The following is a 26,693-nucleotide window of genomic DNA, read 5'->3' as shown; positions in this document are numbered from 1 at the left end:
TTGTTGGATGTTGGACATCCTACTTTGCGGCAGCGCCGCTGGAATATTGGGAAGAACCCGAGGTCGGCGCGGCAGGCCGCCTTGCGCCCTTGCCCCGCCGGATGGACCGCCCGGCCTAGACGGCTTGCGGCCTGGCCGCGGGCCTGCGGCGCAGCTCGACCGTCCGCGCCGCGCCGACGGCGCGCGCGCGCAACTGGCCGCAGCCGCCGTCCACGTCCTGCCCGGCGCTATTCCTCACCTTGGCCAGCACTCCTCTACGGTGCAGCTGGCGGACGATCTCGCGGATGCGTTCGGCATCGGGGCGCTGGTAGTCATCCCCTTCGAGGCTGTTGAAGGGGATGAGGTTGAGCACGCCGTACTTGCCCTTGAGCAGCGGCACGATGGCATCGAGCTCGTCGTCGCCATCGTTGACGCCCTTGAGCAGCGTCCATTGATATTGGATGGGATAGTCGGTGGCGCGCGCATAACGCTCGCCCAGCTCGACCAGCGCCTGCGGCGCAAGCTTAGGCGCGCGCGGCAGCAGCTGTTCGCGCAGCGCGGCCTTGGTCGTGTGCAGCGACAGCGCCAGCGCGGGCTTGATGCGCTGGCGCGGCAAGGCCTCGAACACGCGCGGATCGCCCACGGTGGAAAACACGAGATTCTTGTGGCCGATATTGCCTTCGGCCCCCAGCAGGTCGATGGCCTCGAGCACGTTGTCGAGATTGTGCGCCGGCTCGCCCATGCCCATGAAGACGACTTTTTTCACGGCGCGCAGGCGCCGCGCCAGCACCACCTGGGCCAGGATCTCCATGCTCGTGATCTGGCGGATCAGGCCGCTCTTGCCGGTCATGCAGAAGCGGCAGCCCACCGCGCAGCCCACCTGGGTGGACACGCACAGCCCGCCGCGCGGCAGCAGCACGCTTTCCACCATCTGCCCGTCGGCCAGTTCGACAAGCAGGCGCGAGCCATCGCTGCCGGCGTGTTCGGAGCGCACGCGCGCCAGGCCGGCCAGCTCCGCCGTCAGGGCGGGCATGGCGCCGCGCACCGCGAGCGGCAGGAAGTGTTCGGAGCTTTGCCGCCGCGTGCCGGCGTCAAGCGCCTGCCCTTGCAGCCAGGCGCGCACGAGCCGGCCGCGATGCACGGGCAAGGCGCCGCAGGCGGCGAGGCGTTGGTCGAAGTCGGAAAAGCGCATGGGGAAGAGATTTTACCCTGCCGCCCAGGGGCGCCTGCCTGGCGCGGGGCCGCCGGATGCGGCGGCGATACACTGGCCACTGGAATGGAGACACCCCCATGAAGCCACAAATTACCGTCATCACGCTCGGCGTTGAAGACCTTGAGGCCTCCCTGCGTTTTTACCGCGATGGCCTGGGCCTTCCGACCGACGGCATCATCGGCGCCGAGTTCGAATACGGCGCCGTTGTCTTCCTGGACCTGCAGCCCGGCCTGCGCCTGGCGCTCTGGCCGCGCGCAAGCCTGGCGCATGACACCGGATTGGCGGCAGCGCCGTTCAACCCGACGCAGATGACGCTGGGCCATAACGTCAACGCTAAGGCCGAAGTCGACCGGATCATCACCCAGGCCGGCGCGGCCGGAGCGACGATCGTCAAGGCGCCCCACGACACATTCTGGGGCGGCTATTCCGGCTACTTCCAGGATCCCGATGGACATCTCTGGGAAATCGTCTGGAATCCCGAGTGGCCCCAGTGAAGGCGGCCGGGGCCGGCCTCAGTCGAACGCCTTTTTCTTCCAGAGCTCCCAGGGCCGGTTCATCACGCCGGCCATCATCTCGTCGGCCAGCCGCGCCTCTTCGGCGGTCAGGAAGGTGATGTCGCCGTTCAGGCCGATGGCTTTCTGCTGCATGCCGGCGTTCATCTCGGTATAGACGGCGCGGTAGACGGCGGTGGGAATGCCCGGGCCGACGGCGACAAAACCGTGGCCGCGCATGAGCGAGATATGGCCGTCGCCCAGGGTCTTGGCCAGTTCGCGGCCGTGATCGCGGTTGCGCACTAGCATGTCGGTATGGCCGAAGCAGCAGGCGATGTCGAACACCGGCGCGCCGCCGCCCAGGAAACCCGCCATGTGGTAGATGGGCCGCAGCCGCACCGAAGAGCCCGCGAAGGGAATCACCGAGGGCGAGTGGCTGTGAACGACGGCGTTCACATCAGGGCGGGCGCGGTAGATTTCGCCGTGGATATAGCGTTCGAGATAGGGCTTGCGGTCATCGGCGCCGGCCACCTCGGAGTCCATGCCGAACTCCATGATGTCTTCGGCGGTGACCAGCTCGGGCGCCAGCGAGCGCGACAGGAAGAAGCGCGTGGGGTCCTGGGGATTGCGCACGCTGACGTGGCCGAAGCCGTCCAGCACGCCGAAGCGGGCCAGCACGCGGTTGGCGACGACCAGATCGTCGATGCAGCGCTTGATTTCTGCGTTCATGGTCTTTCCTTGCAACTTTATTCGAGGGTGATGCCGGACTGCTTGGACAGCGCATCGTACATGCTCAGGTCCTTGCCGATCTGCTCGGCCATCGCCGCCGAGCCGGTCTTCTCGATTTCGTAATAGCGGTCGCGGAATTCTTTCTGCACCGCCGGGTCGGCCATGGTGGCGGTCACGGCCTTCTCGAACTTTTCCTTCACATCCTGGGGCAGTCCCTGGGGGGCGAAGAGACCGAACCAGACCGAGATATCCAGCTGGCCGAAGGGCGGGGTCTCGGCGATGGCCGGGATGTCGGGCATGAAGGAGACGCGCTTGGCGGAGGCCACGGCCAGCAGGCGCAGCTTGCCGGCGTCGGCATGCGGCGCCAGATTGGGGATGGTGCTAAAGAGGATGGGCACCTGGTTGCCCAGGCCGTCATTGACCGCCGGCGCGCAACCCTTGTAGGGCACATGCACGATGTCCAGCTTGGCCGATTGCTTGAAGGACTCGCCGGTGAAATGCTGCGGCGTGCCGTTGCCGCAGGAGGAGTAGCTCAGGCGGTCGCCATTCTTCTTGATGTAGTCCACCAGCTCCGGCACGGTCTTGGCCGGCACGGCCTGGTTCACGCCCAGGGCCACGGGCGCGCTCACCAGCAGCGACACCGGCGCCAGCGTCTTGCGCACATCGGGGGTGCCGCGCATGTTCAGCGCCGCGTTGATGGTCAGCGTGCTGTTGGTCAGCAGAAAGGTATAGCCATCGGCCGGCGCGCGCGCGACCTGGCCGGCGCCGATATTGCCCGAGGCGCCCGCCTTGTTGTCCACGATGACGGTCTGGCCGCCCAGATGGGCGGGCAGCTTGGCGGCCATCAGGCGCGCCACCACGTCGGCGCCGCCACCGGCGGCAAAGGGCACGACGATGGTGATGGATCGGCTGGGATAGGCGTCGGCGGCCTGGGCCGGCGCGAGCGCGCTCAGAAGGGCAAGAGCAAGGGCGTGCTTTGCCCCGCGCAGCAGCTTGGCTGTGGGCATGTTTGTCTCCGCATGGGAATTATTAGAGTGCGGCCATTATGTGGACACAGCCATGCCGGTTCAAATCATATTTTCTTATTATCCATACGAAGATCCGTATGTCGGGCGCTGCGCCTACTTGACCACCAGCCTGGCGCTGGCGGGCCGCGTCGGCGCAATGACGATGCGCTGGCTGTGCCTGGCCTGGTTCTTCACCAGTTTTTCCGCGCGGTGCACACGCACCGCCGCGGTAAGGGCCATGCGCGCCAGCCAGAAGAAAATCGGTATGCTGGCCAGGAAGACGGCCAGGGACTGCATGACGCTCATGCCGAGCGCCGCGGAAAAATAGAGCGGCGCAAACGTCGTCGAAGCCAGCCCGAAATAAAGGGCACTGTAGAGCAGCTTGCGCCACCCCCGTGCATATGCGCTCTTATACTCGGGCCGGAAATCCAGGCGCAGATTGCCCTGTGCCGTAAGATGTTCAAGATAGGGACGACCCAAGGCATAGTCCCTGAGCGCCCGACCCGGGTTTTCGAGCGAAAGCAGATAGGCGACCTCTTCGGCCGCCAGGCTGGCGTCTCCCGCGATCGCCTGGTATCCCTTGTCCCTGACAAAGGGATGCATATCGGGCTCGTTCTTCAATTGCTGCATGAAATCATGCGCGAATCGGTACTCCTCGCGCAGGCGGCCCCGGCCACCCAGGGCCAGCTCGTACAAAATCTTGGCGCTGGCAACGACGGCGGCCAGCACGGGGATGATTTTCCAGAGGATTTCCACGTTCCACAACCTGTTCAGTGCGTTCGCGTCTATAACGGCTCAAGCGCGCCGAACTTGCGCCCGCGGCGGCCGGTTTGTTCCGCGGACCCGTTTTCCCTATAGTCTCGCCTTTTGGCGCCGGCGTTCGCCGCCGTCGCCGCATCTCTGGCCACAGGAGCCGACACCATGAGCGCATCCGCCACCCCGCCCGCCAACGCCACCGACCCGCAAGCCCTGGGCGACCTGGCCCTGAACGCCGCCCATATCGCGCTGTTCGCCATGCGCCAGCAAAAACCGCAAGAAGCGCTGGGCGTCCTGGAAGACGTGGCCGACTCGCTGCTGCAATATCTGGCCAGGAGCCTGGCCCTGCCGGCCGGGGACAAGGCCGCGGCCAAGAAGCGCATCACCGAGACGCTGCACCTGGCCCTGGCCGTGACCCAGGGCAGCAAGATCTGAGCCGCGCCGCGCTTCAGCTTTCGCGCCGGCGGATGGGGAAATCCATCTCGGCATAGCGCACGAAGCGCGATCCTCGGGCCAGGCGATAGCCGCCCCAGATCAGGAAAAAGAGCGGGATGCCGATATAGGTGGCGGCCGCGCCCGTCCAGTCGATGCGGTCCTGCAGGAAAGCCTGGTAGTTCTGCCCCAGGGTGATGACCAGGCAAAGCGTGAAGGCGAACAATGGGCCGAAGGGGAAGTAAGGCGAGACATAGGGCAACGCTTCCAGCCTGCCGCCCTGGGCCAGATAACCGCGCCGGAAACGGTAGTGGCTGATGGCGATGCCCAGCCAGGCGATGAAACCCGTCATGCCCGAGGTGTTCAGCAGCCAGATATAGACCTCGTTGGGACTGAACAGAAAGGACAAGAAACACAGCGCCGCGATGGCGGTCGTGGCCAGCAGCGCCATGACCGGCACGCCCTGGGCCGAGACGCGGCCGAAGCAGGCCGGCGCCTTGCCTTCGCGAGCCAGCGCATACAGCATGCGCGTGGCGGCATACATGCCCGAATTGCCGGCCGACAGCACCGAGGTCAGCACCACGGCGTTCATGATGGAAGCCGCCGCCAGCAGGCCGGCGCGGTCGAAGATGAGGGCGAAGGGGCTGACCGCGATATCGCCCACCTCGTTGCGCAGCAGCTGCGGATCGGTGTAGGGGATCAGCAGGCCGATCACGCCGATGGCCAGGACATAGAAGAGCAGGATGCGCCAGAATACCTGGCGCACGGCGCGCGGCAGGTCGCGCGCGGGGTTCCGGGATTCGCCGGCGGCGATGCCGATGAGCTCGGTGCCCTGGAAGGAAAAGCCCACCACCATGGCCACGCCGATCAGGGCCGCGAAACCGCCGGCGAACGGCGCGTCTCCCACGGTCCAGTTATGCCAGCCGCCGGTTTCGCCGCCGCGCACGATGCCCAGCAGCATCAGCACGCCCATGGCGATGAAGACCAGCACGGCGATCACCTTGATCAGCGAGAACCAGAACTCGGCCTCGCCGAACCCGCGCGCCGACAGCGCGTTCAGGCCGAAGGTGATGGCCAGGAAGAGCGCGCTCCAATAGACGCCCGGCACGTCCGGGAACCAATAGGCCATCACCAGCTGCGCGGCCACCAGGTCCACGGCGACGGTGACGGCCCAGTTGTACCAGTAGTTCCAGCCCAGGGCGAAGCCGAAGCCCGGCTCGACATAGCGCGCGCCATAGGTGGCGAAGGAACCGGACACGGGCATGCTGGCGGCCAGCTCGCCCAGGCTGGTCATGATGAAGTAGACCATCAGGCCGACCAGGCCGTAGGCCAGCAGGGCGCCGCCCGGGCCGGCCTGGGCGATGGTGTTGCCCGAGGCCACGAACAGGCCGGTGCCGATGGAGCCGCCGACCGCGATCATGGAAAGATGGCGCGCCGATAGCGTGCGCCTCAGGCCCGTGGGCGTGCTGACCGAGGCGGCGGGCATGCCCTGGGCCCGGCGGGAAGGCGTTGGCGTCAAGACTATCCTCCGGCTGCGGCCGCCAGGCGGCCGGAAAACCGGCGAGCATAACCCAAGCCTGCCCGCCCCTGGCCGACATTACTTCAAGCCGCGGCCGCGGCGCAATCGGCCGCGGCCGGGCTCAGACCTCCAGCAGCACATCCTCCAGGCCCTTGGTCAATTCCAGGGCCTGGCGCTCGAAGAGGCGGCGGTAGATGCCGCCCTCGCGGCGGATGAGCATGTCGTGGCTGCCCTCTTCCACGACCTTGCCATGGTCCATCACCAGCAGGCGGTCCAGGGCGCGCACCGTGGACAGGCGGTGGGCCACGACCAGCGTGGTGCGCCCTTGCATCAGCCGCGTCATGGCCTCCTGGATCAGGACTTCGCTTTCGCTGTCCAGGCTGGAGGTCGCCTCGTCCAGGATGAGGATGGGCGCATCGGCCAGGAAGGCGCGCGCGATGGCCACGCGCTGGCGCTCGCCGCCGGACAGTTTCACGCCGCGCTCGCCCACCAGGGTCTCATAGCCCTTGGGCAGCGCCATGATGAAGTCATGGGCGCTGGCCTGGCGCGCGGCCTCTTCGATCTCGGCGCGCGAGGCGTCGGGGCGCGCGTAGGCGATGTTCTCGGCCAGCGTGCGATGAAACAGGATGGGCTCCTGCTGCACGATGGCGATCTGGCGCCGCAGCGAGGCCTGCTTGACCTGGGCGATGTCCTGCCCGTCTATGGTGATGCGTCCGCTGTCGACGTCGTACAGCCGCTGGATGAGCTTGATGAAGGTGGTCTTGCCCGAGCCCGAATGCCCCACCAGGCCAATGCGCTCGCCCGGCGCGATGCGCATGGAGAAATCTTCATACAGCGGCCGCTGCTGGGCCCCGTAGCGGAAGGTGACGTGGTCGAAACGGATCTCGCCCGCGCTCACCTTGATGGCGCGCGCGCCCGGACGGTCGTCCACGCCCAGCGGCTGGCGGTCCAGCATGACCAGTTCTTCCATGTCGTTGACCGAGCGCTGCAGATTGCGCAGGTCCATGCCGACTTCGCGCAGATAGCCCTTGAGAACGAAGAACATCGTCATCGCAAAGGTGATGTCGCCCACGCTGGCCTTGTCATTGGCCCAGAGGTAGAGCGAGGCGCCCATCATGGCCGCCTGCATGGCCGTCATCATGGCGCCTTGCAGGCCGCCGTTGATGGTCGCGCGCACCCAGGAGCGGCGCGTGCGCACCCGCCATTTGGCGATCACGCCTTCGAGCCGGGTTTCTTCGCGCGCCTCGGCGCCAAAGGCCTTGACCACGGCGTTGCAGCTGATGGCGTCGGCCAGCGCGCCGCCCATGCGGGTGTCCCAGGCATTGGACAGGCGCGCGGCCGGCGCCACGAAACGCAGCGTCATGATGACGGTGACGCCGATGTACAGCACCGCGCCCAGGCCCACCACCAGCCCCATCACCGGCCAGGTCAGGCCCAGCAGGACGGTCGCGCCCACCAGCATCACGAAGGAAGGCAGCAGGGCCGTGAGCAGGGTGTCGTTGAGCAGGTCGACCGCCCACATGCCGCGCGTGATCTTGCGCACCGTGGAGCCGGCGAAACTGTTGGCATGCCAGTCCGAAGACAGGCGCTGCACCCGATGAAAGGCGTCGGTGGCCATGCCGCGCATCATGCTCAGGGTAAAGGGAATGATGTTCTGGAATGCCGCCTGGCGCAGCAGGGTGCCGCCCACGCCCAGCGCCACCAGCAGCCAGAAAGCGGTCAGCGCGGCCTGCCAGGCGGTTGCATCGCCCGGCGCGCCCGACGCCACGGCGTCGACCAGGCGGCCGGCGTACATGGGGGTGAGCACGTCGGCCACGGCCGACAGCAAGGCCATCACGGCCACGATGGTCAGGCGCCCGGGCTGCTTGGCCCAATGGCGGAAAGTGAATCCCAGCACATTGCGGAATGTCTGGCCACGTCGTTCTTTGTTGGTTCTAGCCATATTGGTAAACCGGCCTTCAGACCGGCGCTCGATAGAGAAAGGGAAATCGCTGGCGGCCGCGGCTGTGGCGGCTCAGGATGTCGGGAGGGTCGGGACGGCTTGCGGCGGTCCGCGCGCCAGGCGGGAGCCGGGAGCGGAGGCCGCGCGGGCGACGACTTAAGCGTGTCGCGGGAACACGCGCGGGTGGGCTTGCTTGTGCATCTTCCAGCCTCCCTGTGTGTTGAGGGTGATAAAGGGCAAAAACATCGGCGTTGCGCCGATATTGCGCATTCTATCGCGGCGCCCCAGGGAAAACCATGAGGTTGCGCAGCGGGCGCGTGGTTTTGAAACCACAGATATGCTTAGTATGATAACATTTAGAATGCTAACTATATAATCGAGCCCGCCATGTCCCCTCCTCCCTCAGCCTCCATCGGGCGCCTGCTGGTCAATAGCGGGCGCCAGTGGCGCAAGCGCATCGACCAGGCCCTGGCTGTCGAGGGCCTGTCGCAGGCAACCGCCTGGCCGCTCCTGGTGCTGCGGGTGCATGGCGTGCCGCTGCGCCAGGGTGTCCTGGCCGACGAGATCGGCATCGAAGGCGCCTCGCTGGTGCGCGTGATCGATGCGCTGCAGGCCGCCGGCCTCATCGAGCGGCTGGCCGACCCCGAGGACCGCCGGGCCCGCTGCGTGACCCTGTCGGCCGCGGGCCAGGCCAAGGCGGCCGATATCGCGCGCATCGTCGATCGCGTGCGCGCCGAAGTCGTCAGCGGCATCGATCCGGCCGAACTCGCCACCGCCGAGCGCGTGCTGCGCGCCGTGCAGCAGCGGCTCGAAACCCTCAACGCGCCAGGCCACGAAGCATGATCGCGCGCATCTTGAGCTACCGCCCCAGCCTGAACGACGCCATTTTCTCGGCCAAGAATTTCATCGCGTCCATGCTGGCGCTCTACATCTCGCTGTGCCTGGATTTCCAGCGGCCGGCCTGGGCCATGGCGACGGCCTACATCATTGCCCATCCGCTGTCCGGCGCCCTGACCTCCAAGGCCATCTACCGCGTGATCGGCACCCTGTTCGGCGCGGCCGTGGCCGTGCTGATCGTGCCGCGGCTGGTCAACGCGCCGCTGCTCATGTCGGGCGTGCTGGCCCTGTGGGTCGGCCTGTGCCTGTACGTCTCCATGCTGGACCGGCGCCCGCGCAGCTACATCTTCATGCTGGCGGGCTACACCGCCGCCATCGTCGGTTTCGCCAGCGCCACCGAACCGCTCAATGTGTTCGACACGGCCCTGGCGCGCTGCGAAGAAATCACCGTGGGCATCCTCTGCGCCACCCTGGTCAGCCATCTGGTGCTGCCGCGTCACGTCGGCGGCCTGATCGCCATGCGCATCGAGGGCTGGCTGCGCGACTCGGCCAAGCTGCTGATCGACAGCCTGCACGGCGAAGAAGGCCGCAAGCGCCTGCCGCAGGACATGCAGCAGCTGGCCGCCGGCGTGACCGAGCTGCGCACCCTCTTTGTCCACCTGGCCTACGAAAAGCCCCAGCTGCGCGGGGGCGAAGGCGCGCTGCGCGTGCTGCACGACCGCATGTCGCTGATGCTGCCCATCATCGGCGCCATCTCCGACCGCGTCACGGCGCTGTCCAGCCTGGCCGGCGGCCAGCGTCCGGCCGACATCGCCGAGCTGACCACGGTGCTTGAACGCTGGCTGCGCGCCGGCGCCGACGATGCCGCCGAACTGCAGGCCCTGCGCGCGGCCATCGCCCGCCTGCGCACGGCCGCGCCCGACGGCCGGCCCGGCACGGCGGCCTGGGAAAGCATTCTGCGCGGCAGCCTGGCCATGCGCCTGGAGCGCCTCATCGAGCTGCGCCAGGACGCGCACGACCTCTGGAGCCACATCCGGCGCGGCGAGGCTCCGCGCCGGCGCGTGGCCCGCCACCTGCACGGCGGAGAGCTGCGCGACCATGGCGTGGCGCTGCGCTGCGGCGTGGCGGCCGCCTTGTCCGTCGGTTTCTGCGCCCTGGTCTGGATAGGCACGGGCTGGCCCTCCGGCGTGCTCGCCGTGCAGATGGCCTCGGTCGGCTCCTGCATCCTGTCCTTCATGGACGACCCGGTGCCGGCGCTCAAGACTTTTTTGCAGTGCACGCTGCTGTCGGCCCTCATCGTGGCGCTCTATCTCTTCGGCCTGCTGCCCATGATCCATCACTTCGCGCTGCTGGTGATGGTGCTGGCCGTGTTCCTGCTGCCGCTGGGCATGATGCAGGCCTCGATGGCGCATTTCGGCATCGCGCTGCCCATGATCGCCAACAGCATCCTGCTGCTGAACCTGCACAACGTGCAGAGCGAAGTCTTCGACACCTATCTGAACGGGGCCATCGCCTCGGTGATCGGCTTCGCCATTCCCACCATCGTCATCAGCTTTGTGCGCGCCATGAATCCCGACACCAGCGTGCGCCGCCTGATCGCCGGCGGCTGGGCCGAACTCGGCGAGGTGGCGCGCGGCCGCGTGGCGCTCACGCGCGACTCCTTCGCGCGCCGCATGTATGACCGCGTGGCCATGCTGGCCCCGCGCGCCAGCGCCACCGCGCCCGCCGTGCGCGCCCGGGCGCTGCGCACCAGTTTCGAGTTCGGCGCGGCCGTCAATCTGGTGGAACTGCAGCGCCTGCGCGGCGAACTGCCGCTGGCCTCGCGCGCGGCCATGGACGACTTGCTGGGCGCGATGGCGCGCCTGTTCGATGCCCGGCGCAAGCGCCGCGAAGGGCCCGACGAACAAACCCTGCGCTATCTGGACACCGCCCTGACCCAGGTCAGGCTGGCGCCCCCGGCGCGCGGGCTGACGGAGATCCTCGCCGCGCTGGCCGGTCTGCGGCTGGCGTTTTTCGGCGCCGCGCCGCCTTACCGCGGCTAGGACCGGTATGCTTGGCTTTTGACGCGGAGGAAGCCGGCATGTCATTCATCAAGCACGCCCCCCTGGCCCTGGCGCTCTGCCTGGGCAGCGCGGCCGCCCAGGCCCAGGAGGTGCCGCGCGGCTGCGCGGCCAAGAAGCAGGCCATCGAGCGCGAGATCGCCTACGCGCGTGAAACCGGCAATACCCAGCGGCTGCGCGGCCTGGAGCGCGCCCTGTCGGCCTCGCAGGACTGCAATGACGCCCAGCTGCAGCGCGAACGCGAGGACAAGGTCCGCGCCGCCGAGGCCAAGGTCAAGGAGCGCGAGGCCGAACTGGCCGAAGAAAAAGCCGAAGGCAAGGTCAAGGACATCGCCAAGGCGCAGCGCAAGCTGGACGAGGCCAGGCACGAATTACAGCAGGCGCGGGCCGAGGTCTATCGCTGAAGCCGGCGCCCTCCCGGCTTTTGTGAAATATTGCTACAGGCTCGGACCTATCGGCTCGATCGCGCGCGCGCGGCCGGGCACGGCGCCCGGGCGCGTGTAAACTCCTGGCTTTTTGGTTCTGCTGCATGGTGCAATCGTCCCGGCGCCCCGGCGTCGGCGGACCGGCTTTCATCCGTCTGCTGACCCGATTGACCGACGCCGATGTTCCCGAATCCGGCCAACTCCTGTCGGACCATCTCAGCCAATGGCTGGGCTGGACCGACGGCCTCGCCTTGGCCGCGGCGCTCAACAGCAAGCCCGTGCCCGGCGAGGCCCGCCTGGACCGCGTCCAGGAGCGCGACCTCATCCTGCTGCGCGCCGGCCTGTCCAACGCCATCGCCCGCGACATCAAGCAGCGCGGCCCCTCGCCGTTCCAGGCCAAGGACGCGCCCGCCGAAGACGACTACAAGACCTACCGGCAGCTTTACCTGGCCCTGCAGCAGACCATGGAGACGCGCATCGGCAACCTGCGCACGCGCTTGCGCGCCACGCTGGCGGCCAGCACGCCGGCGCTCACGCAGCTGGCCGTGATGGACGCCATCATGGAGCGCGGCCTGCTGCCGCGAGAGCGCAGCCTGCTGGCGGCCGTGCCGGGGCTGCTCGAAAAGCATTTCAACCGCCTGCGCGAGGCCGAAGCGGCCGCGCCGGCGGAACAGCCCGACGCCCGCCGGGGCGGCTGGCTAGAGCGTTTCCGCAAGGACATGCAGAGCGTATTGCTCGCCGAACTGGATGTTCGACTACAACCGGTCGAGGGGCTGCTTGCGGCCCTTCGCGCCCGCTAATCAGGCCCTCATGACTCGCATCCTCCCCCTCATCGTCTTCCTCGCGGGCTTGGCCGCCATCGGCTGGATAGGCGCCGGCTACATCGGCAGCAATCCGCTGGCCCTGTCCATCACCGCCCTGATCGGGGTCTGCTACCTGGCCGGCGCCCTGGAACTGCTGCGCTACCAGCAGGCCACGCGCGGCCTGACGCGCGCCCTGGAGGGCCTGGCCGAGGCGCCGGCGCAGCTGGGCAGCTGGCTGGACGGCCTGCATCCCAGCCTGCGCAATGCGGCCAGGCTGCGCATCGAGGGCGAACGCGCCGGCCTGCCCGGCCCCGCCCTCACCCCCTATCTGGTGGGCCTGCTGGTGCTCTTGGGCATGTTGGGGACCTTCCTGGGCATGGTGGCGACGCTGCGCGGCACGGGCCTGGCCCTCGAAAGCGCCACCGACCTGACCGCCATGCGCGCCTCGCTGGCCGCGCCGGTCAAGGGCCTGGGCTTTGCCTTCGGCACCTCGGTGGCCGGGGTCGCGGCCTCGGCCATGCTGGGCCTGCTGTCGGCCCTGTGCCGCCGCGCCCGCCTGCAGGCCGGCGAATACCTCGACACCAAGGCCGCCACGACGCTGCGCGGCTATTCGCTGGCCCACCAGCGCGAAGAAAGCTTCAAGCTGCTGCGCGGCCAGGCCGAGGCCCTGCCGCTGCTGGCCGACCGACTGGCGGCCATGATGGCCGCGATGGAAAGCCAGAGCCAGGCCCTGAACCAGCGCCTGCTGGCCGGCCAGGAAGCCTTCCACGGCAAGACCGAGGCCGTCTACGGCCGGCTGGCCGATTCGGTGGAAACCGCGCTCACGCACAGCGTGGCCGAAAGCGCCCAGGCCGCCGGCGCGGCCATCCAGCCCGCCGTGCAGAGCGCCATGCAGACGCTGGCGCGCGAGACCACCGCCTGGCGCGACACCGTCACCCAGGCCCTGCAGCAGCAGATGGACCGCCTGTCCGAGCGCCTGGAACACACCAGCGCGGCCCTGGCCGGCCACTGGACCCAGGCCCTGGCCGGCCAGGCCACGGCCAACCAGGCGCTCAACCAGGACCTGCGCGGAGCGCTGGAACACTTCGCCGCCGGCTTCGAGCAGCGCGCCTCGGCCCTGCTGACCGATGTCTCGTCCCGCCTGGAGCACACCACCTCGGCCCTGGCCGCCAGCTCGCAGGCCACCGCCCAGGCCTGGAGCGAGGCGCTGGACCGGCAGCGCCAGGGACAGGCCGCCCAGGCCGAAGCGCTCGACGCCGCGCTGGGCCGCTTTGCCGCCACCTTCGAAACCCGCTCGGCCCGCCTGCTGGACGACGTGGCCGCTCGCCTGACCAGCACCACCGACAGCGTCGCGGCCACCACGGCCGGCGTGGCCGACATCTGGAAGGCCGCGCTGGCCGAACAGCAGACGGCCCAGGCCGCCCTGACCGGGGACCTGCGCCAGGCCCTGGAGCAATTCAGCACGGGCTTCGACAGCCGCGCCACGGCCCTGGTCGACAGCGTGGGCCTGCGCCTGGACGGCACGGCCGGCGCCATCGCCGGCAATGTGCAGTCCGCCCTGGGCGCCTGGCAGGCGGCGCTGGGCGAGCAGCAGCGCGGCCAGCAGGACGCGGCCCAGGGGCTGCGCGCCGCGCTGGAACACTTCTGCGCCACCTTCGAGGCGCGCTCCGGCAGCCTCGTCGACAACATCGCCGCCCGCCTGGACGGCGCGGCCCTGGCCGTCTCCGAAGGCACGGCCGGCGCCCTGCGGGGCTGGCAGGCCGCCCTGGCCGACCAGGCGCAGGGCCAGGCCCAGCTGGCCGCGCGGCTGCGCGAGACGCTGGATGGCTTCGCGACGGCGTTCGAGACCCGTTCGGCCGGTCTGGTCGACCAGGTCGCCGCCCGCATGGACCAGACCACCGAGCAACTGGCCCAGGCCTGGCACGAAGCCCTGGCGCGCCACGATGCGGCCAGCGGCGCGCTGGCCGACGCCCACCGCGCCGCCCTGGATGCGGCGGCCGAACGCTTCGAAGGCCACTCGGCCTCGCTGCTGGCCACGGTCGATCAGGCCCATGGCCGCCTGCACGGCGAACTGGCGGCGCGCGACGAGGCGCGCCTGGCCGCCTGGACCGAATCGCTGGCCGGCGTGGCCGCGGCGCTACGCGCCGAATGGGAAGACACCGGCAACCGCACCCTGGCGCGTCAGCAGGAGATCTGCGACAACTTCTCGGCCGCCGTCGGCGGCCTCACGACCCAGGCCGCGGCGCAGTCCGAGCGCATGATCGCCGAGATCGAGCGCCTGCTGGAAGCCGCCTCGCAAGCGCCCAAGGCCGCCGCCGGCATGCTGGCCGAATTGCGCCAGCAGCTCTCCGACAGCATGGCGCGCGACAACGCCATGCTGCAGGAGCGCGGCCATCTCCTGGACACCGTGGATACACTGCTCAAGGCCATCAACCACGCCAGCCACGAACAGCGCGGCGCGGTGGATGCGCTGGTGGCCTCCTCGTCCGAACTGCTCGAGCGCGTGGGCCGGCGTTTCACTGAACACGTCGAAGGCGAGACCGGCAAGCTGGGCGCCGTGGCCGACCAGGTCACCGGCAGCGCGGTCGAGGTCGCAAGCCTGGGCGAAGCCCTGGGCGCGGCCGTGCGCCTGTTCGACGAAACCAACGTCAAGCTGGTCGCCCAGCTGGAGCGCATCGAATCGGCGCTGGCCAAGTCGCTGGCCCGCAGCGATGAGCAGCTGGCCTATTACGTGGCCCAGGCCCGCGAGGTCGTCGATCTTTCCCTGCTGTCGCAAAAGCAGATCATGCATGAACTGCGGCAGCTCAACCGCGACGGCGCCGAGGCCGCATGAGAGACGAGCTCGACGCCGGCCCGGACACCCCGGCCCCCGCCTGGGCGGTTTTTGGCGACCTGATGTCGGTGCTGCTGGGCGCCTTCGTGCTCATCCTGGTGGGCATCATCGGCCTGCAATTGCAGCTTTCGGTCAAGCTGGACGAAGAGGTCAAGGAGCGCCAGGCCGAGACGCAGCGGCGCGAGACGCTGGAGCAGGCCCTGGCCGGCCCGCTGGCCGCCGGCCGCGTGACCCTGGTCGACGGCCGCATCGGCATCAGCGGCAGCGTGCTGTTCGCGCTGAATTCCGACCAGCTCCAGCCTGAAGGACGCGACGTGCTCAAGAGCCTGGCCGCGCCGCTGACGGCCTATCTGCGCAACCGCGACGAGATGCTGATGGTCAGCGGCTTTACCGACAACCAGCCCGTCAGCGAGTTCAACCGGCGCTTTGCCGACAACTGGGACCTCTCCGCCCAGCGCGCGCTGACCGTCACGCGCGCGCTGATCGAGGCCGGCGTGCCCGCCAACACGCTGTTCGCGGCGGCCTTCGGCGCGCAGCAGCCCGTGGCCTCCAATGCCGATGCCGAGGGCCGGGCCAAGAATCGCCGCGTGGAAATCGCGCCGGTGCCGCGCCAGACCGGCGCCGGCCAGCCCGAAGGCAGCGCGGGTGGATAGCGCGGCCCGCCTGCAGGCCTGGCGCGAGCAGGGCGCCCATCGCGCCGACCCGGTGCGTTTCGCCCTGCTCGAGGCCCTGGCGCGGCGCGCCGGCCAGCTCACGGGCGGCGCGCGCCAGGTGGTCGAAGACAAGCTGGCGCGCCTCATCGAAGACTATGATGCCCGCCTGGCCGAAACGCCGGCCGCGGCCGAGCCGCCCGCCACGGCCGCCAGCGCGCTGCCCGACCTGCTGGCGCATATCGCCGAACGCGCCGCGATGCCGCCCGGCGAGCTGCGCGAGCACTACCCCGAGCTGCCGCTGCTGGACGCCTTCCGCGCCATCTGGACGCGCCTGAGCGCCGACCAGCAGCTGCGCCAATCCCTGGAGCAATTGCCGGAGAACGCCGGCCCCTTGAACTCCGACCACCTGGTGCACCGGGCGCTGTCGCACATGCGCGCGCTCTCGCCCGACTATCTGCATCAGTTCATGGCCTATGTGGAAACCCTGTCCTGGCTGGAACGCCTGAACACGGCGCCCGCGCCGACGCCCAAGGCAAGCGCGGGCAAGCCGGCAAAGCGGCGTCCGGGCCGGGCCGCATCCACGCCCTGAGATCCCGCCGAAAGCCTGGGCGGGCTGGCCCTCATCGCCATCGGCTCGGCCATTCTCCACGAACACCTGAGCGCCGCGCCCGCCTGACTAGCCCCCGCGCGCCTTGATGGGCGTGCCGGCCACCGCGAAATTGCCCGCGCCCAGGTGGTGCAAGGTGTGCAGCTCGCGGTTGGCCTCGGTGAAATGCCAGTGCCCGTCCGCGAAGATGCGGCTGTCGGCGGCCGCGCTCAACACCTCGGCAAAGCAGGTATCGTAGGCGTCCTCGGTATGCGGCTCGGGGATCCAGCGGCACTCCATCCAGGCCGCCATGCCGGCCTCGACCAGGGGCAGGCCCAGCGCCGGCCCCTCGAAAGCCTCGATGCCATGGCGCGCGAACTTGTCGCCCTGCCGGCCGGACACGCTGCCCACCGCATAGGTCAGGTCCGCCAGCGCCGCGCCCGGGATCAGCAGGCCGAAATGCCCGCTGGCCTGCATCAGCTCGCGCGTATAGGTGTGCTTGTCGATCACCACCGACACGCGCGGCGGCGTGAACTCCACCGGCATGGACCAGGCCGCCGCCATGATGTTGCGCACCGCGCCATGGCGCGTGGTGATCAAGACCGTGGGGCCGTGATTGATGAGGCGGCTGGCGTGCTCAAGCGCCACCGGCCGGAAATGAGAGGACGTCATCGCATGCTCCTGGAAGCGGCCGCCCGCCCCGCGGACGGCCTGCCGATTGAACCAAAATGCGGACCCGCCCGCCAGCTCGCGGCCGGCGCGTCATAAGCTTATTCAGATTCGGGTTGGGCGCACATGCTACAGTCCTCCCCCGCGTGGCCGGCCGGCCACGAGGAGAAAGTCTTGTCTGCCCGCTTCGCCAACTGGTTGCGCGCCTTCGCCCCCGTCCCCGTGGGGGCCAGCCCCCGCGAAAAATGCTACGGCGCCATCGGGGCGCTGCTCGGCCTGCTGTGCACCGAATGGATAGGCCGCCACGCCCTCGGCCAGGCCAGTCCCTGGTTCGTTCCGCCCATGGGCGCCTCGGCCGTCCTGCTCTTTGCCGCGCCGGCCAGCCCGCTGGCCCAGCCCTGGTCCATCCTGGGCGGCAACATCGTGTCCGCCCTGGTGGGCGTGGCCTGCGCCCTGTATATCCCCGACACCGCCTGGGCAGCCGCCATGGCCGGCAGCCTGGCCATCGCCGCCATGTTCGCGCTGCGCTGCCTGCATCCGCCGGGCGGGGCCGTGGCCCTGACCGCCGTCTTGGGCGGCCCCGCCGTCAGCCAGCTGGGCTTTGGCTTCGCGCTCTGGCCGGTGGGCATCAACTCCCTGGTGCTGGTCAGCATCGCCATCGCCTTCAACGGCCTGCTCAAGCGCCACTACCCCCGGCGCCCGCAGGACAGCGCCACGCCGCACCAGACGCGCGATCCGATTCCCAGCCAACGCCTGGGCTTCTCCCCCGAAGACCTGCGCCAGACCCTGGCGGCCCGCGACGAATTGCTGGACATCAGCGAAGAAGATCTGCAGGCCATCGTCCTGGCGGCCGAAACCCGCGCCGCGACGCGCCGCCACGGCAGGGTCCATTGCGCCGACATCATGTCGCGCGACGTCGTCAGCCTCCACGCCCATGACAACCTGGAGCACGCGCTGAACCTCATGCGCCGCCACCGCCTGGGCGTGCTGCCCGTGGTCGACACCGCCAGCGGCGCATACCTGGGCCTCCTGGCCGAGCATGACGCCCTGGCCGGCCAGGCGCGCGGCGCGGCGCTGGCCGAATGCATGCGCTCCGAAGGCGCTTTCGCCACGCCCGACCTGCCCGCCGTCGAGCTTGCGCGCCCCATGGCCGACGGCCTGCATTGCGTGCCCGTGCTCGATGCGGCCGGCCGCCTGCAGGGCCTGATCACCCAATCGGACCTGATCGCCGCCCTCTACCAGATGACCCTGGCCCAGGAAGCGCCGCAGCGGCTGGCGGCCTGAGTCTCGGCCAATAAAAAAGCCTGAGCCGGCGGGCTCAGGCTTGGCGCATCGCCCCGCTCCGGGAAGCGGTCCGGGCGCGCGGTTTCAGTCCACCTTGTGCAGCCAGCCGTGCTTGTCGGCGCTGCGGCCGCGCTGGATGTCCTGCAAGGCGGCCTTCAGGCGCAGCGTGACGTCGCCCGCGCCGCCCGTGCCGATGGTAAAGCCGTGCTTGCGGCCCTTGACCTGGCCGATGGGCGTGACCACGGCGGCCGTGCCGCAGGCAAAGGACTCGACCAGCTTGCCGCTCTTGGCGTCTGCCTGCCATTGGTCGATGGAATACGGTTCTTCGCGCACCGTCATGCCCAGGTCGCGGGCCAGGGTGATCAGCGAGTCGCGGGTGATGCCGGGCAGGATGGTGCCGGTCAAGGGCGGCGTCTGCAGCGAGCCGTCGGCAAAGACGAAGAAGACATTCATGCCGCCCAGCTCCTCGACCCAGCGGCGCTCGACCGCATCGAGGAAGACCACCTGGTCGCAGCCTTCGCGCGCGCCTTCGGCCTGGGCCTGGAGGCTGGCCGCGTAATTGCCGCCGCACTTGGCCGCGCCGGTGCCGCCGGGCGCGGCGCGCGTGTAGTTGTCGGAGACCCAGATGGTGACGGCCGAACCGCCGCCCTTGAAGTAAGCGCCCACGGGCGAGGCGATGACGGCGTACAGATAGTCGGCCGACGGCTTGGTGCCCAGCGCGACCTCGGTGGCGATCATGAAGGGGCGCAGGTAGAGCGAAGCGCCGTCGGCCGAGGGGATCCAGTCGCGCTCCAGGCGCACCAGGGCCTCGACGGATTCGACGAAGAGGTCCTCGGGCAGCTCGGCCATGGCCAGACGGGCGGCCGAGTTACGAAAGCGCCGCGCATTGGCGTCGGGGCGGAACAGCGTCGCGCCGCCGTCGGGCAGGCGATAGGCCTTCAGCCCCTCGAAGATCTCCTGGGCGTAATGCAGCACCAGGGTCGAGGGGTTGAGGTTCAGATCGCCGCGCGCGACGATCTTGGCGTCATGCCAGCCGCGGTCGGCGCTGTAGCGCACGGTGGCCATGTGGTCGGTGAAAATCCGGCCAAACCCCGGGTCCTGGAGCAGGCGCTCGCGCTCGGCGGGCGCCACCGGATTCGGGTGACGCTCAAGCAGGAATTTGGGTTGGTCTTGACTCATTTCTGTCTCCAGCTCTCATCAGGGGTACGCGACTCGCAGAGCATAACGCCAATGCGGGCGCCGTAAAAATCAATGTGCGGCCTGGCGGTCGCCGGGGCGGGACTGCGCCATGCGCAAGGCCAGCTGCGACAGCACGCAGGCCACGGCGATCACCAGCACGGCCGAGCGCAGCGGCGAGGCGCCCAGGCCCGCCAGGCTGGTGCAGATCGCGCCGATGGCCATCTGGGTGCAACCGTACAGGCCGGAGGCCGAGCCTATCACCTGCGGGTTGACGCTCATGGCAAGCGTCAGCGCCGCCGGCGAACAGGCGCCCGCGCCCACGCAGAAAATAAACATCAGCGTCATGGTGAGCGTGGTGTCCATCACCCCGGCCAGCACACAGCCCAGCAGCGTGAGCACGCTGGCGGCGCTCAAGAGATTGCCGGCCGTCAGCAAGCGGTCGATGGGGATGACATTGAGCAGGCGGCCGCACACCGCATTGCCCAGCCACACGCCGGAGACCAGGAGGGCCAGATAGACGCCCACCTCGTGCTCGGGGCGGTGCAGCTGGTCAATGAAAATAAAGGGCGCGCTCGCCACGAAGGCATACATCGACGTCGTGGCGCAGCCGCCGCCCAGGGTATAGCCCACGAAGCGCCGCGAGCGGAACAGCGCGCCATAGTCGCGCAGCAGCCTGGCCGGCGTCAGCGGCGCGGCCTGGACCAGCGTCTCGGGCAGCTTGCGCCAGGCCAGCAGCAAATTGGCCACGCCCAGCAGGCAGAGCACCGCCAGGATGGAGCGCCAGCCCAGCGTGGCCGCCAGAAAGCTGCCCACCAGGGGCGCGAGCGCCGGCGAAATCATCACCATCATATTCATCAGCGCCAGGCGCTTGGCGGCCGAATTGTCGGTCGCGGTGTCGCGCACGATGGCGCGCGCCAGCACCAGGCCCGCGCAGCCGCCCAGCGCCTGGAAGAGCCGGGCGGCGATCAGGGCATGGGCGTCCGGCGCCAGGGCCGCGGCCAGGCCGGCCAGGGTGTAGACGACCAGGCCGCCCATGAGCACCGGGCGCCGGCCAAAGCGATCCGACAAGGGCCCGTAGATCAGCTGGCCGCCGGCCAGCCCCAGGATGTAGAGGCTGACCGTCATCTGCATGGAAGCATTGCTGGCTCCCAGATCCTTGCCGGCCATGGCGAGCGCCGGCACGAAGATATGCATGGCCAGCGTGCCGCTGAACGTGAAGACGGCCAGCATCCATAGCTGCACGCGGGGCACGGACGTGTTCATACGCCCTCCCCTTCGGCGTCCAGCCGCTCGCAGATACGTTCGAGCAGGGCGCAGGCCCGGATGACCTCCTCGGACGGCAGATCGGCCAGCGCGACCTCGCGCACCTGGCGCGCCACGGCCTCGACCTGCTCGACCACGGCCTGGCCGGCCGGCGTCAGGGTCAGCGCCTTGGCGCGGCGGTCCTCGGGATCCTCGCGCCGGGCCAACAGGCCGCCAGCTTCCAGCGCATCGAGCACCCGCACGATGGACGAGCCGTCCAGGCCCAGCGAGGCGGCCAATTCTTTCTGACGCATCGGGCGGCCGGCGCGCGAAACACGCAGCAGCGGCAGCCAGGTGGCGTCGGTCAGGCCAAAGGGAAGCAGGCGGCGATCAGCGGCGCGGCGCCAGCTGCGCGCGGCCTGGGACAGCAGCGAGCCGAAGCGCGCCGCGGCGGAGGAGGAATCAGGCATGGAAGGCTTAATTAGATGGCATACAAACTAATTGTATTCCATTAATTTAGGCCTATGCCTTCTGGATGCATCGTTGAATTGCGCCGCCCCCAACCGAGCCGTTTCATTGGGGAAACAGCAGCCGGGTATGAACCGGATCCACGGCCCCGCTGCGCTTGCCGTCGGGGCCGAAATAGCGGTCCTCGCGGCACACGCGCTCCCGGGTGTCGCAGAACAGGCCTGTGGCAAAAGTGAAGGCGCCACGGTCGAATTCGCCTTGCGCCGGCAAGCGGGCGGCGGCCTCGGCGCCCAGGTATTTGCGCGTCAACTCGCGGGAAACCCCCTGCTGGTCCGCGCAGAAATAGCTGTCGCACAACACACCGACCCGCGGCGTGCGCAAGGCGGGCGCGGCCTGCGCCGCCGCGGCGGCCAACGCCAGGACCAGAAACGGGATCTTCATGGGGATCTCCTTGTGCGGGGAACGGCATGGCCCGGAGGGGCCGGACAGCAAAATATACCCTCCGGCCCATGGCTGGCATCTGCCGCTCGCCGCACGGCGGCCTGCCCAGAGGGGTCAACCCACAACCCCCTGCGCTTACGGCCGCGGCTCTCCGCCGCCAGCCGGCATTTCGCCCGGCGACTCGGGCGCGCCGGCCAGCACCGCCGCGTCGCCGCCGATGTCCAGCGAGGCCAGTTCGCCCAGCGTCAGGGGCTTGAGCGGCGGCCGGATGCGCAAGAAACCCACTTCCGAGACCGGCCGTTTTTCTTCGGCGGCGACAATGTGGGCAATGGTGTAGCCGCACTGGCGGCCCTGGCAGGGCCCCATGCCGGCGCGGGTATAGGATTTGACCTGATTGGGTCCAGGCTGGCCGATGCGCGCGGCGCGGCGGATGTCGCCGGCCGTGAGTTCTTCGCAGCGGCACACGATGGTCTCGTCCGGCGGGTTGAAGATCCCGGCGCGCGGCGGGTAGATCGCATCGAGCATGGGCCGGATGCGCAACAGGCTGCGCAGTTTTTCGCGCAGCGGGGCGGCGGCCTGCCCGGCCGCCCGCGCCGTGATGCGCCCGGCCTGTTGGGCCATGCCCAGCGCGGCCAGCTCGCCGCGCGCGCAGGCCGCCAGCGCCCCGCCGATGCCGGCCGCGTCGCCGGCCACATACACGCCTTCGCGGCTGGTCTGGCCCCAATCGTCCAGATCGGGCGCCAGGCAGGATAGGCGCGCATCCCAATGGTGATCGCAGTCCAGCGCGCGCGTCATATGGATGGAGGGCACCACGCCCTCGTGCGACAGCAGCACCGAGGCCGCTTCGCGCCGCGGGCTGCCGTCGGCCAGCGTGTATTCGATCTCGCGCAGGGCGCCCTCGCCCAGCGCGCGCAGCGCCGTCACGCCGCGCACGCGCCTGACCCCGGCGGCCTTGAGTTCGCGCAGCCAGCCCAGGCCTTTGCGGATCTCGCTCCAGGAAGCCCAGGCCGCGCCGGCCCAGGGCAAGGCGCGGCGCCAGGCGCCCGGCGCCGCCGTGTCCAGCCAGCCGGCGATCCGGCCGCCGGCGCGCAGCAGCTGCGCCATGTACAACAGGGGCAAGGGACCGCTGCCGGCCACCCATACCGGCCCGGCCGGCACTTGATTGGAAGTCTTGAGCAGAATCTGCGCCGCCCCCACGGTCAGCACGCCCGGCAAGGTCCAGCCGGGGAAAGGCGCGGGCCGCTCCTGCGCGCCGATGGCCAGCAGGACCTGGCCCGCGCGCACGGCCTGGGCGCGCCCGCCCTGCGTCATATAGACCTGCCAGCCGCTCTCGATCTGCCAGACCTGGGTCAGCGGCTCGTAGACGGCGCCGCACTGGCGGAAACGCTCGGCCAGGGCCGCGCCGGCGCGGTATTCATCGCCCAGCAGGCGCCCGGTGCGCGTGCCCGCCACGGTTTCCACCGCGCGCCAGATCTGGCCGCCCGGGGCGGGCTGCTCGTCGACCACCAGCACCCGCATATGCTGCTCGCGCAGGCGAATGGCCGCGCTCATGCCGGCCGGGCCGGCGCCGATCACCACGGCATCGAATTCGCGCGTCATGCCCGCACGCTCCGCTTGCCATGCTGGCGTTCGACGCGCATGCCTTCGCGCACCGGCACCATACAGGACTGGGTGGAGGCCACGCCATCGATGATGGCCAGGCATTCGAAGCACACGCCCATCATGCAATAGGGCGCGCGCGGGCTGCCATTGACCGGCGTGCTGCGGCTGGCCGGCATGTCGTCCTGGCGCAGCAGCACCGCCGCCACGCTCTCGCCGGGCTCGGCCTGCGCGGGCTGGCCGTCGATGGTGAGCGTCACAGACGCGGCACCGGATTCATGCAACTTTCTGAACATGGAAGCGCTCATGATGAAAGACATCGAGGAAGGAAGGCGGGGCGCCCGCCGCCAGGGCGCGGGCATAACGGCCCGCATGCAAGGCGGCCAGCGTGACGCCGGAATGGCATAGCGCGACAAAGGCGCCGGGAAACTGCCGCGATTGCGCATAGACCGGACAGCCGTCGGGCGTCATGACGCGCAGGCAGGACCAGTGCCGGACCAGCCTGGCCTGGGCCAGGGCGGGCAGGATGCGCAAGGCATTGCGGCTCATGTGCACGGCCGCGTTCGTGGTGGTGGACAGGTCGTAGCCGACCTCTTCCTGGGTCAGCCCCACCATCACGGTGCCCTCGCCGGTCTGGCGGATGCTGCTGGCCGGCACGGGCAGCAGCGGCGCGAGCCGCTCGGTCACGAGGATCTGGCCGCGCTGCGGGCGCAAGGGCAGCGCCAGCCCCACCTGCGCGCCCAGGGCGGCCGAGCCCAGCCCGGCGGCGATGACCAGCCGCGCGCCGCGCGCGCGCCGCCCGCCGGCCTCGATCTCGAAGCCGCCGCCGTCCAGAGGCCGGATGACGCGCACCGGCGCATTGCCCCACAGCGTGCCGCCACGCGCCAGAAAGACCGCCTGCAAGGCCGCCAGCAGGCGCAGCGGGTTGGCATGCCCATCCAGCTCGCCCACGCTGGCGCCGCTGACCTCAGGCCCCAGGTCCAGGCCCGGAAAGCGCCGCAGCAGCTCGTCGCGCGCCAGCACGCTGACACTATCGCCGGCCTCGGGCGACTGGCGGCGCCAGGCGTCCATGCGCTCGGCGCGCGCCCGCAGCTCCGCCTCGCCCAGGCAGAAATGCAGGCCTCCCTGGCGCTCGTATTGCAGATCGATGCCGCTTTCAGCCTGCAGCTCGCGCGCGAAGTCCGGCCAATCCAATACCGAACGGTGCGACAGGCGCTGATAGTCCGGATTGCCGTAGCCCTTGCCCTGCAGCCACACCAGCCCGAAGTTCGCCTTGGCGGCGCGATAGTCGGTGTCGCCGCCATCGACCAGCAGCACGCGCTGGCCCTGGCCCGCCAGGCCGTAGGCAATGGCCGCGCCCACCATGCCCGCGCCGGCCACGATGACATCGGCCTCGGCGCCTGCCTCGCCGGCGGCCGGGATATAACCTTTCTGACTGCCCTGTGTGCTCATGTCCAGCTCTGCTCATATTGAACGGGTGCGCGGCAGGCTGGCGCCCGCCACGCAGGGTATGCGTTTCTACCGCAAGATCGGCTGGGTCTTCAATGGCCCGCCTCAGTGGGCGGTCGAATTCGTCCACGAGGCCGGCTACCATGGCGGCTGCCTCAATCCATGGAGCCTCCATGCCCGGATCCGTCCTCGCCGCTGCCGCCGGCAAGACCGAAACCCATGTCTTTGCCGGTCCGGCCGGCGACATAGAAGTGCTGGCCGACGCGCCGGCCCAGACGCCGCGCGGCATCGCCCTGATCACCCATCCCCAACCCCTGTTGGGCGGCAGCCCGCGCCACAAGATCCCGCACCGCCTGGCCCACGGACTGCGCGACGATGGCTGGCTGGCCTTGCGGCCGGCCTTCCGGGGCGTGGGCGGCAGCGCCGGCCGCTATGACCATGGCGACGGCGAAAGCGAAGACATCCTGGCCCTGGCGCGCGCCCTGCGCGTCCAGGCCCCCGCCCTGCCCCTGGCCCTGGTGGGCTTCTCCTTTGGCGCCTACGTCCAGGCCCGCGTGGCGCGCGCGCTGCTGGATGCCGGCACACCGGCCGACCGCGTGGTCCTGGCCGGCCTGCCCGTGGGCGAAGTGCCGGCCGAGCGCGTCTACGATACGCCGCAACTGCCCGAAGATGTCGCGCTCATCCATGGCGAAAACGATGCCCAGGCGCCGCTGGCCCCGCTGCTGGACTGGGCGCGGCCCAGCGGCCATCCAGTCATCGTGGTGCCGGGCGCGGACCACTTTTTTTCCCGCTGCCTGCCCCTGCTGCTGAACCTGGTGCGCCAGCACCTGGCCGCCTGAAGGCCGCGGAAACTGGCGGACGCGGTAGGGGTAATCGGCAAGCCGGCCGGAAAACACGGCAGAATCCCCCTTGTCACCCTCCCAACGGAACGCGCACCCATGACGACGGAATACCTCCCGCCCAAGGTCTGGACCTGGAACAAGCACAGCGCCAGCACCGCCTCCAACGCCTCCAGCCTGAACCGTCCCATCGCGGGCGCCACCCACGAGCAAGCCCTGCCGGTGGGCCGCCATCCGCTGCAGCTCTACTCCATGGGCACGCCCAACGGCCAGAAAGTCACCATCCTGCTCGAAGAGCTGCTGGCGCGCGGCCACAAGCAGGCCGAGTATGACGCCTGGCTGATCCGCATCGGCGAAGGCGACCAGTTCGGCAGCGGCTTTGTCGACGTCAACCCCAACTCCAAGATCCCGGCCCTGGTGGACCGCTCGGGCGCCAAGCCGATACGGGTGTTCGAATCCGGCGCCATCCTGCTCTACCTGGCCGAGAAATTCGGCGACTTCCTGCCCGCCGATCCCGCGCAACGCGCCGAATGCCTGTCCTGGCTGTTCTGGCAGATGGGCAGCGCGCCCTATGTCGGCGGCGGTTTCGGCCACTTCTATGCCTATGCTCCCGTGAAGATCGAATATGCCATCGACCGCTTCACCATGGAAACCAAGCGCCAGCTCGACGTACTGGACCGCCGCCTGGCCGAACACGAATACCTTGCCGGCGACCAATACACCATCGCCGACATCGCCGTCTTTCCCTGGTATGGCGGCCTCATCAAGGGCTGGCTCTATGACGCGGCCGATTTTCTCGCCGTGCACGAATACCGCCACGTGCAGCGCTGGGCCGACGCCCTGCTCGCCCGCCCCGCCGTCGAACGCGGCCGCATCGTCAACCGCCTGCGCGGCCCGCTGTCCGAACAACTGCGCGAACGCCACGACGCCAGCGACTTCGATACCAAGACGGCGGATAAAGCCTGAGTGCCGCGGCAACGACTCCGCCATGGCGGCGAAGCTTGCGGCGGCCCGCGCAGCGGTGTCAGACACCCAGCGGCACGCCCTCGCAATGCCCGGCAGCGCTTGGCGGTGTCTGACACCGCGGCAACGGCTCCGCCGTGGCGGCGAGGCTTGCGGCGGCCCGCGCAGCGGTGTCAGACACCCAGTGGCACGCCCTCGCCATCCCCGGCAGCGCCTGGCGGCGCCTGACACCGCGGCAACGGCTCCGCCATGGCGGCGAGGCTGGCGGCGGCCCGCGCAGCGGTGTCAGACACCC

The 26,693-nt window shown here is 69.5% G+C and carries 26 protein-coding genes; 12 read left to right on the top strand and 14 right to left on the bottom strand.

What is annotated here, in order from left to right; all coding sequences use genetic code 11:
- Window positions 1–115: 115 nt before the first annotated feature.
- Window positions 116–1,171 carry an RNA methyltransferase gene (locus L540_RS18000; RefSeq protein WP_043214891.1) on the bottom strand — a complete coding sequence of 352 codons (1,056 nt, stop codon included), beginning with the start codon at window positions 1,169–1,171 and terminating at the stop codon, window positions 116–118.
- 98 nt (window positions 1,172–1,269) lie between these two features.
- On the opposite strand from L540_RS18000, the gene L540_RS17995 reads away from it, so the two are divergent.
- The gene (locus tag L540_RS17995) at window positions 1,270–1,686 is read left to right on the top strand and encodes a VOC family protein (RefSeq protein ID WP_043214893.1); all 417 of its coding nucleotides are present in this window, start codon (window positions 1,270–1,272) and stop codon (window positions 1,684–1,686) included.
- A gap of 18 nt (window positions 1,687–1,704) precedes the next feature.
- Here the strand turns inward: L540_RS17995 and L540_RS17990 are convergent, their stop codons facing one another.
- The 3 genes from L540_RS17990 to L540_RS17980 all read right to left on the bottom strand — a co-directional run bounded on the left by L540_RS17990 (window position 1,705) and on the right by L540_RS17980 (window position 4,175).
- The gene (locus L540_RS17990) at window positions 1,705–2,412 is read right to left on the bottom strand and encodes a class II aldolase/adducin family protein (protein WP_043214895.1); all 708 of its coding nucleotides are present in this window, start codon (window positions 2,410–2,412) and stop codon (window positions 1,705–1,707) included.
- Between the two features lie 17 nt (window positions 2,413–2,429).
- The gene (locus L540_RS17985) at window positions 2,430–3,419 is read right to left on the bottom strand and encodes a tripartite tricarboxylate transporter substrate binding protein (RefSeq protein ID WP_043214897.1); all 990 of its coding nucleotides are present in this window, start codon (window positions 3,417–3,419) and stop codon (window positions 2,430–2,432) included.
- 114 nt (window positions 3,420–3,533) lie between these two features.
- Window positions 3,534–4,175 (bottom strand): hypothetical protein, encoded by a 642-nt coding sequence (locus L540_RS17980; RefSeq protein WP_131726020.1) that lies wholly within the window; start codon window positions 4,173–4,175, stop codon window positions 3,534–3,536.
- 165 nt (window positions 4,176–4,340) lie between these two features.
- On the opposite strand from L540_RS17980, the gene L540_RS17975 reads away from it, so the two are divergent.
- A complete protein-coding gene (locus L540_RS17975) occupies window positions 4,341–4,610 on the top strand; it encodes a hypothetical protein (RefSeq protein WP_043214900.1) in 270 nt (89 codons plus the stop codon).
- A gap of 13 nt (window positions 4,611–4,623) precedes the next feature.
- Here L540_RS17975 and L540_RS17970 read toward each other — a convergent pair whose 3' ends face one another.
- Together L540_RS17970 and L540_RS17965 are read right to left on the bottom strand one after the other, a co-directional pair.
- The gene (locus L540_RS17970; RefSeq protein ID WP_043214902.1) at window positions 4,624–6,093 is read right to left on the bottom strand and encodes an amino acid permease; all 1,470 of its coding nucleotides are present in this window, start codon (window positions 6,091–6,093) and stop codon (window positions 4,624–4,626) included.
- Between the two features lie 154 nt (window positions 6,094–6,247).
- Window positions 6,248–8,068, bottom strand: a complete 1,821-nt coding sequence (locus tag L540_RS17965; RefSeq protein ID WP_082149688.1) for an ABC transporter ATP-binding protein — start codon at window positions 8,066–8,068, stop codon at window positions 6,248–6,250.
- Between the two features lie 387 nt (window positions 8,069–8,455).
- On the opposite strand from L540_RS17965, the gene L540_RS17960 reads away from it, so the two are divergent.
- The 7 genes from L540_RS17960 to L540_RS17930 all read left to right on the top strand — a co-directional run bounded on the left by L540_RS17960 (window position 8,456) and on the right by L540_RS17930 (window position 16,268).
- Entirely contained in the window at window positions 8,456–8,911 is a 456-nt protein-coding gene (locus L540_RS17960; protein ID WP_180961770.1) for a MarR family winged helix-turn-helix transcriptional regulator, read from the top strand.
- Entirely contained in the window at window positions 8,908–10,947 is a 2,040-nt protein-coding gene (locus L540_RS21620) for an FUSC family protein (RefSeq protein WP_082149687.1), read from the top strand. The genes L540_RS17960 and L540_RS21620 overlap by 4 nt, the downstream gene beginning before the upstream one ends.
- Before the next feature lie 38 nt (window positions 10,948–10,985).
- The gene (locus L540_RS17950) at window positions 10,986–11,369 is read left to right on the top strand and encodes a DUF1090 domain-containing protein (protein WP_043214903.1); all 384 of its coding nucleotides are present in this window, start codon (window positions 10,986–10,988) and stop codon (window positions 11,367–11,369) included.
- A 125-nt stretch (window positions 11,370–11,494) separates the two neighbouring features.
- Entirely contained in the window at window positions 11,495–12,190 is a 696-nt protein-coding gene (locus L540_RS17945; RefSeq protein WP_043214905.1) for a DUF3348 domain-containing protein, read from the top strand.
- A 10-nt stretch (window positions 12,191–12,200) separates the two neighbouring features.
- Window positions 12,201–15,026, top strand: a complete 2,826-nt coding sequence (locus L540_RS17940; protein ID WP_043214907.1) for a DUF802 domain-containing protein — start codon at window positions 12,201–12,203, stop codon at window positions 15,024–15,026.
- Window positions 15,023–15,679 carry an OmpA family protein gene (locus tag L540_RS17935; protein WP_043214909.1) on the top strand — a complete coding sequence of 219 codons (657 nt, stop codon included), beginning with the start codon at window positions 15,023–15,025 and terminating at the stop codon, window positions 15,677–15,679. The genes L540_RS17940 and L540_RS17935 overlap by 4 nt, the downstream gene beginning before the upstream one ends.
- Window positions 15,672–16,268, top strand: a complete 597-nt coding sequence (locus L540_RS17930; RefSeq protein WP_043214911.1) for a DUF2894 domain-containing protein — start codon at window positions 15,672–15,674, stop codon at window positions 16,266–16,268. The genes L540_RS17935 and L540_RS17930 overlap by 8 nt, the downstream gene beginning before the upstream one ends.
- A gap of 87 nt (window positions 16,269–16,355) precedes the next feature.
- Here L540_RS17930 and L540_RS17925 read toward each other — a convergent pair whose 3' ends face one another.
- Window positions 16,356–16,937, bottom strand: a complete 582-nt coding sequence (locus L540_RS17925) for a flavin reductase family protein (RefSeq protein ID WP_043214912.1) — start codon at window positions 16,935–16,937, stop codon at window positions 16,356–16,358.
- A 171-nt stretch (window positions 16,938–17,108) separates the two neighbouring features.
- On the opposite strand from L540_RS17925, the gene L540_RS17920 reads away from it, so the two are divergent.
- Window positions 17,109–18,218 (top strand): HPP family protein, encoded by a 1,110-nt coding sequence (locus tag L540_RS17920; RefSeq protein ID WP_043214914.1) that lies wholly within the window; start codon window positions 17,109–17,111, stop codon window positions 18,216–18,218.
- A gap of 84 nt (window positions 18,219–18,302) precedes the next feature.
- On the opposite strand, the gene L540_RS17915 is transcribed toward L540_RS17920, so the two are convergent.
- From L540_RS17915 to L540_RS17885, 7 genes are all read right to left on the bottom strand, one after another.
- Complete coding sequence (locus L540_RS17915; protein WP_043214916.1) at window positions 18,303–19,397, bottom strand: branched-chain amino acid aminotransferase; 1,095 nt, start codon at window positions 19,395–19,397, stop codon at window positions 18,303–18,305.
- Window positions 19,398–19,466: 69 nt separating this feature from the next.
- On the bottom strand, window positions 19,467–20,660 hold the full coding sequence (locus tag L540_RS17910; protein WP_043214918.1) for a multidrug effflux MFS transporter: 1,194 nt from the start codon (window positions 20,658–20,660) through the stop codon (window positions 19,467–19,469).
- Window positions 20,657–21,109 carry a MarR family winged helix-turn-helix transcriptional regulator gene (locus tag L540_RS17905; RefSeq protein ID WP_043214920.1) on the bottom strand — a complete coding sequence of 151 codons (453 nt, stop codon included), beginning with the start codon at window positions 21,107–21,109 and terminating at the stop codon, window positions 20,657–20,659. Before L540_RS17905 ends, L540_RS17910 begins: the two co-directional genes overlap by 4 nt.
- Before the next feature lie 103 nt (window positions 21,110–21,212).
- Window positions 21,213–21,548 (bottom strand): YcgJ family protein, encoded by a 336-nt coding sequence (locus tag L540_RS17900; RefSeq protein WP_043214922.1) that lies wholly within the window; start codon window positions 21,546–21,548, stop codon window positions 21,213–21,215.
- Between the two features lie 135 nt (window positions 21,549–21,683).
- Window positions 21,684–23,147, bottom strand: coding sequence for an NAD(P)/FAD-dependent oxidoreductase (locus L540_RS17895; RefSeq protein ID WP_082149685.1), 1,464 nt, complete (start codon window positions 23,145–23,147; stop codon window positions 21,684–21,686).
- Complete coding sequence (locus tag L540_RS17890; RefSeq protein WP_043214924.1) at window positions 23,144–23,443, bottom strand: (2Fe-2S)-binding protein; 300 nt, start codon at window positions 23,441–23,443, stop codon at window positions 23,144–23,146. The genes L540_RS17895 and L540_RS17890 overlap by 4 nt, the downstream gene beginning before the upstream one ends.
- The gene (locus L540_RS17885; RefSeq protein ID WP_043215582.1) at window positions 23,424–24,527 is read right to left on the bottom strand and encodes an NAD(P)/FAD-dependent oxidoreductase; all 1,104 of its coding nucleotides are present in this window, start codon (window positions 24,525–24,527) and stop codon (window positions 23,424–23,426) included. Before L540_RS17885 ends, L540_RS17890 begins: the two co-directional genes overlap by 20 nt.
- Before the next feature lie 242 nt (window positions 24,528–24,769).
- Here L540_RS17885 and L540_RS17880 point away from each other — a divergent pair, with 242 nt between their 5' ends.
- A complete protein-coding gene (locus tag L540_RS17880; protein WP_043214926.1) occupies window positions 24,770–25,435 on the top strand; it encodes an alpha/beta hydrolase in 666 nt (221 codons plus the stop codon).
- Between the two features lie 99 nt (window positions 25,436–25,534).
- A complete protein-coding gene (gene yghU, locus L540_RS17875) occupies window positions 25,535–26,401 on the top strand; it encodes a glutathione-dependent disulfide-bond oxidoreductase (RefSeq protein WP_043214927.1) in 867 nt (288 codons plus the stop codon).
- Window positions 26,402–26,693: the final 292 nt, after the last annotated feature.

The organism is Bordetella pseudohinzii (genome assembly GCF_000657795.2).
GTDB lineage: Bacteria > Pseudomonadota > Gammaproteobacteria > Burkholderiales > Burkholderiaceae_B > Bordetella > Bordetella pseudohinzii.
This window is presented reverse-complemented; position numbering and strand designations above follow the sequence as displayed.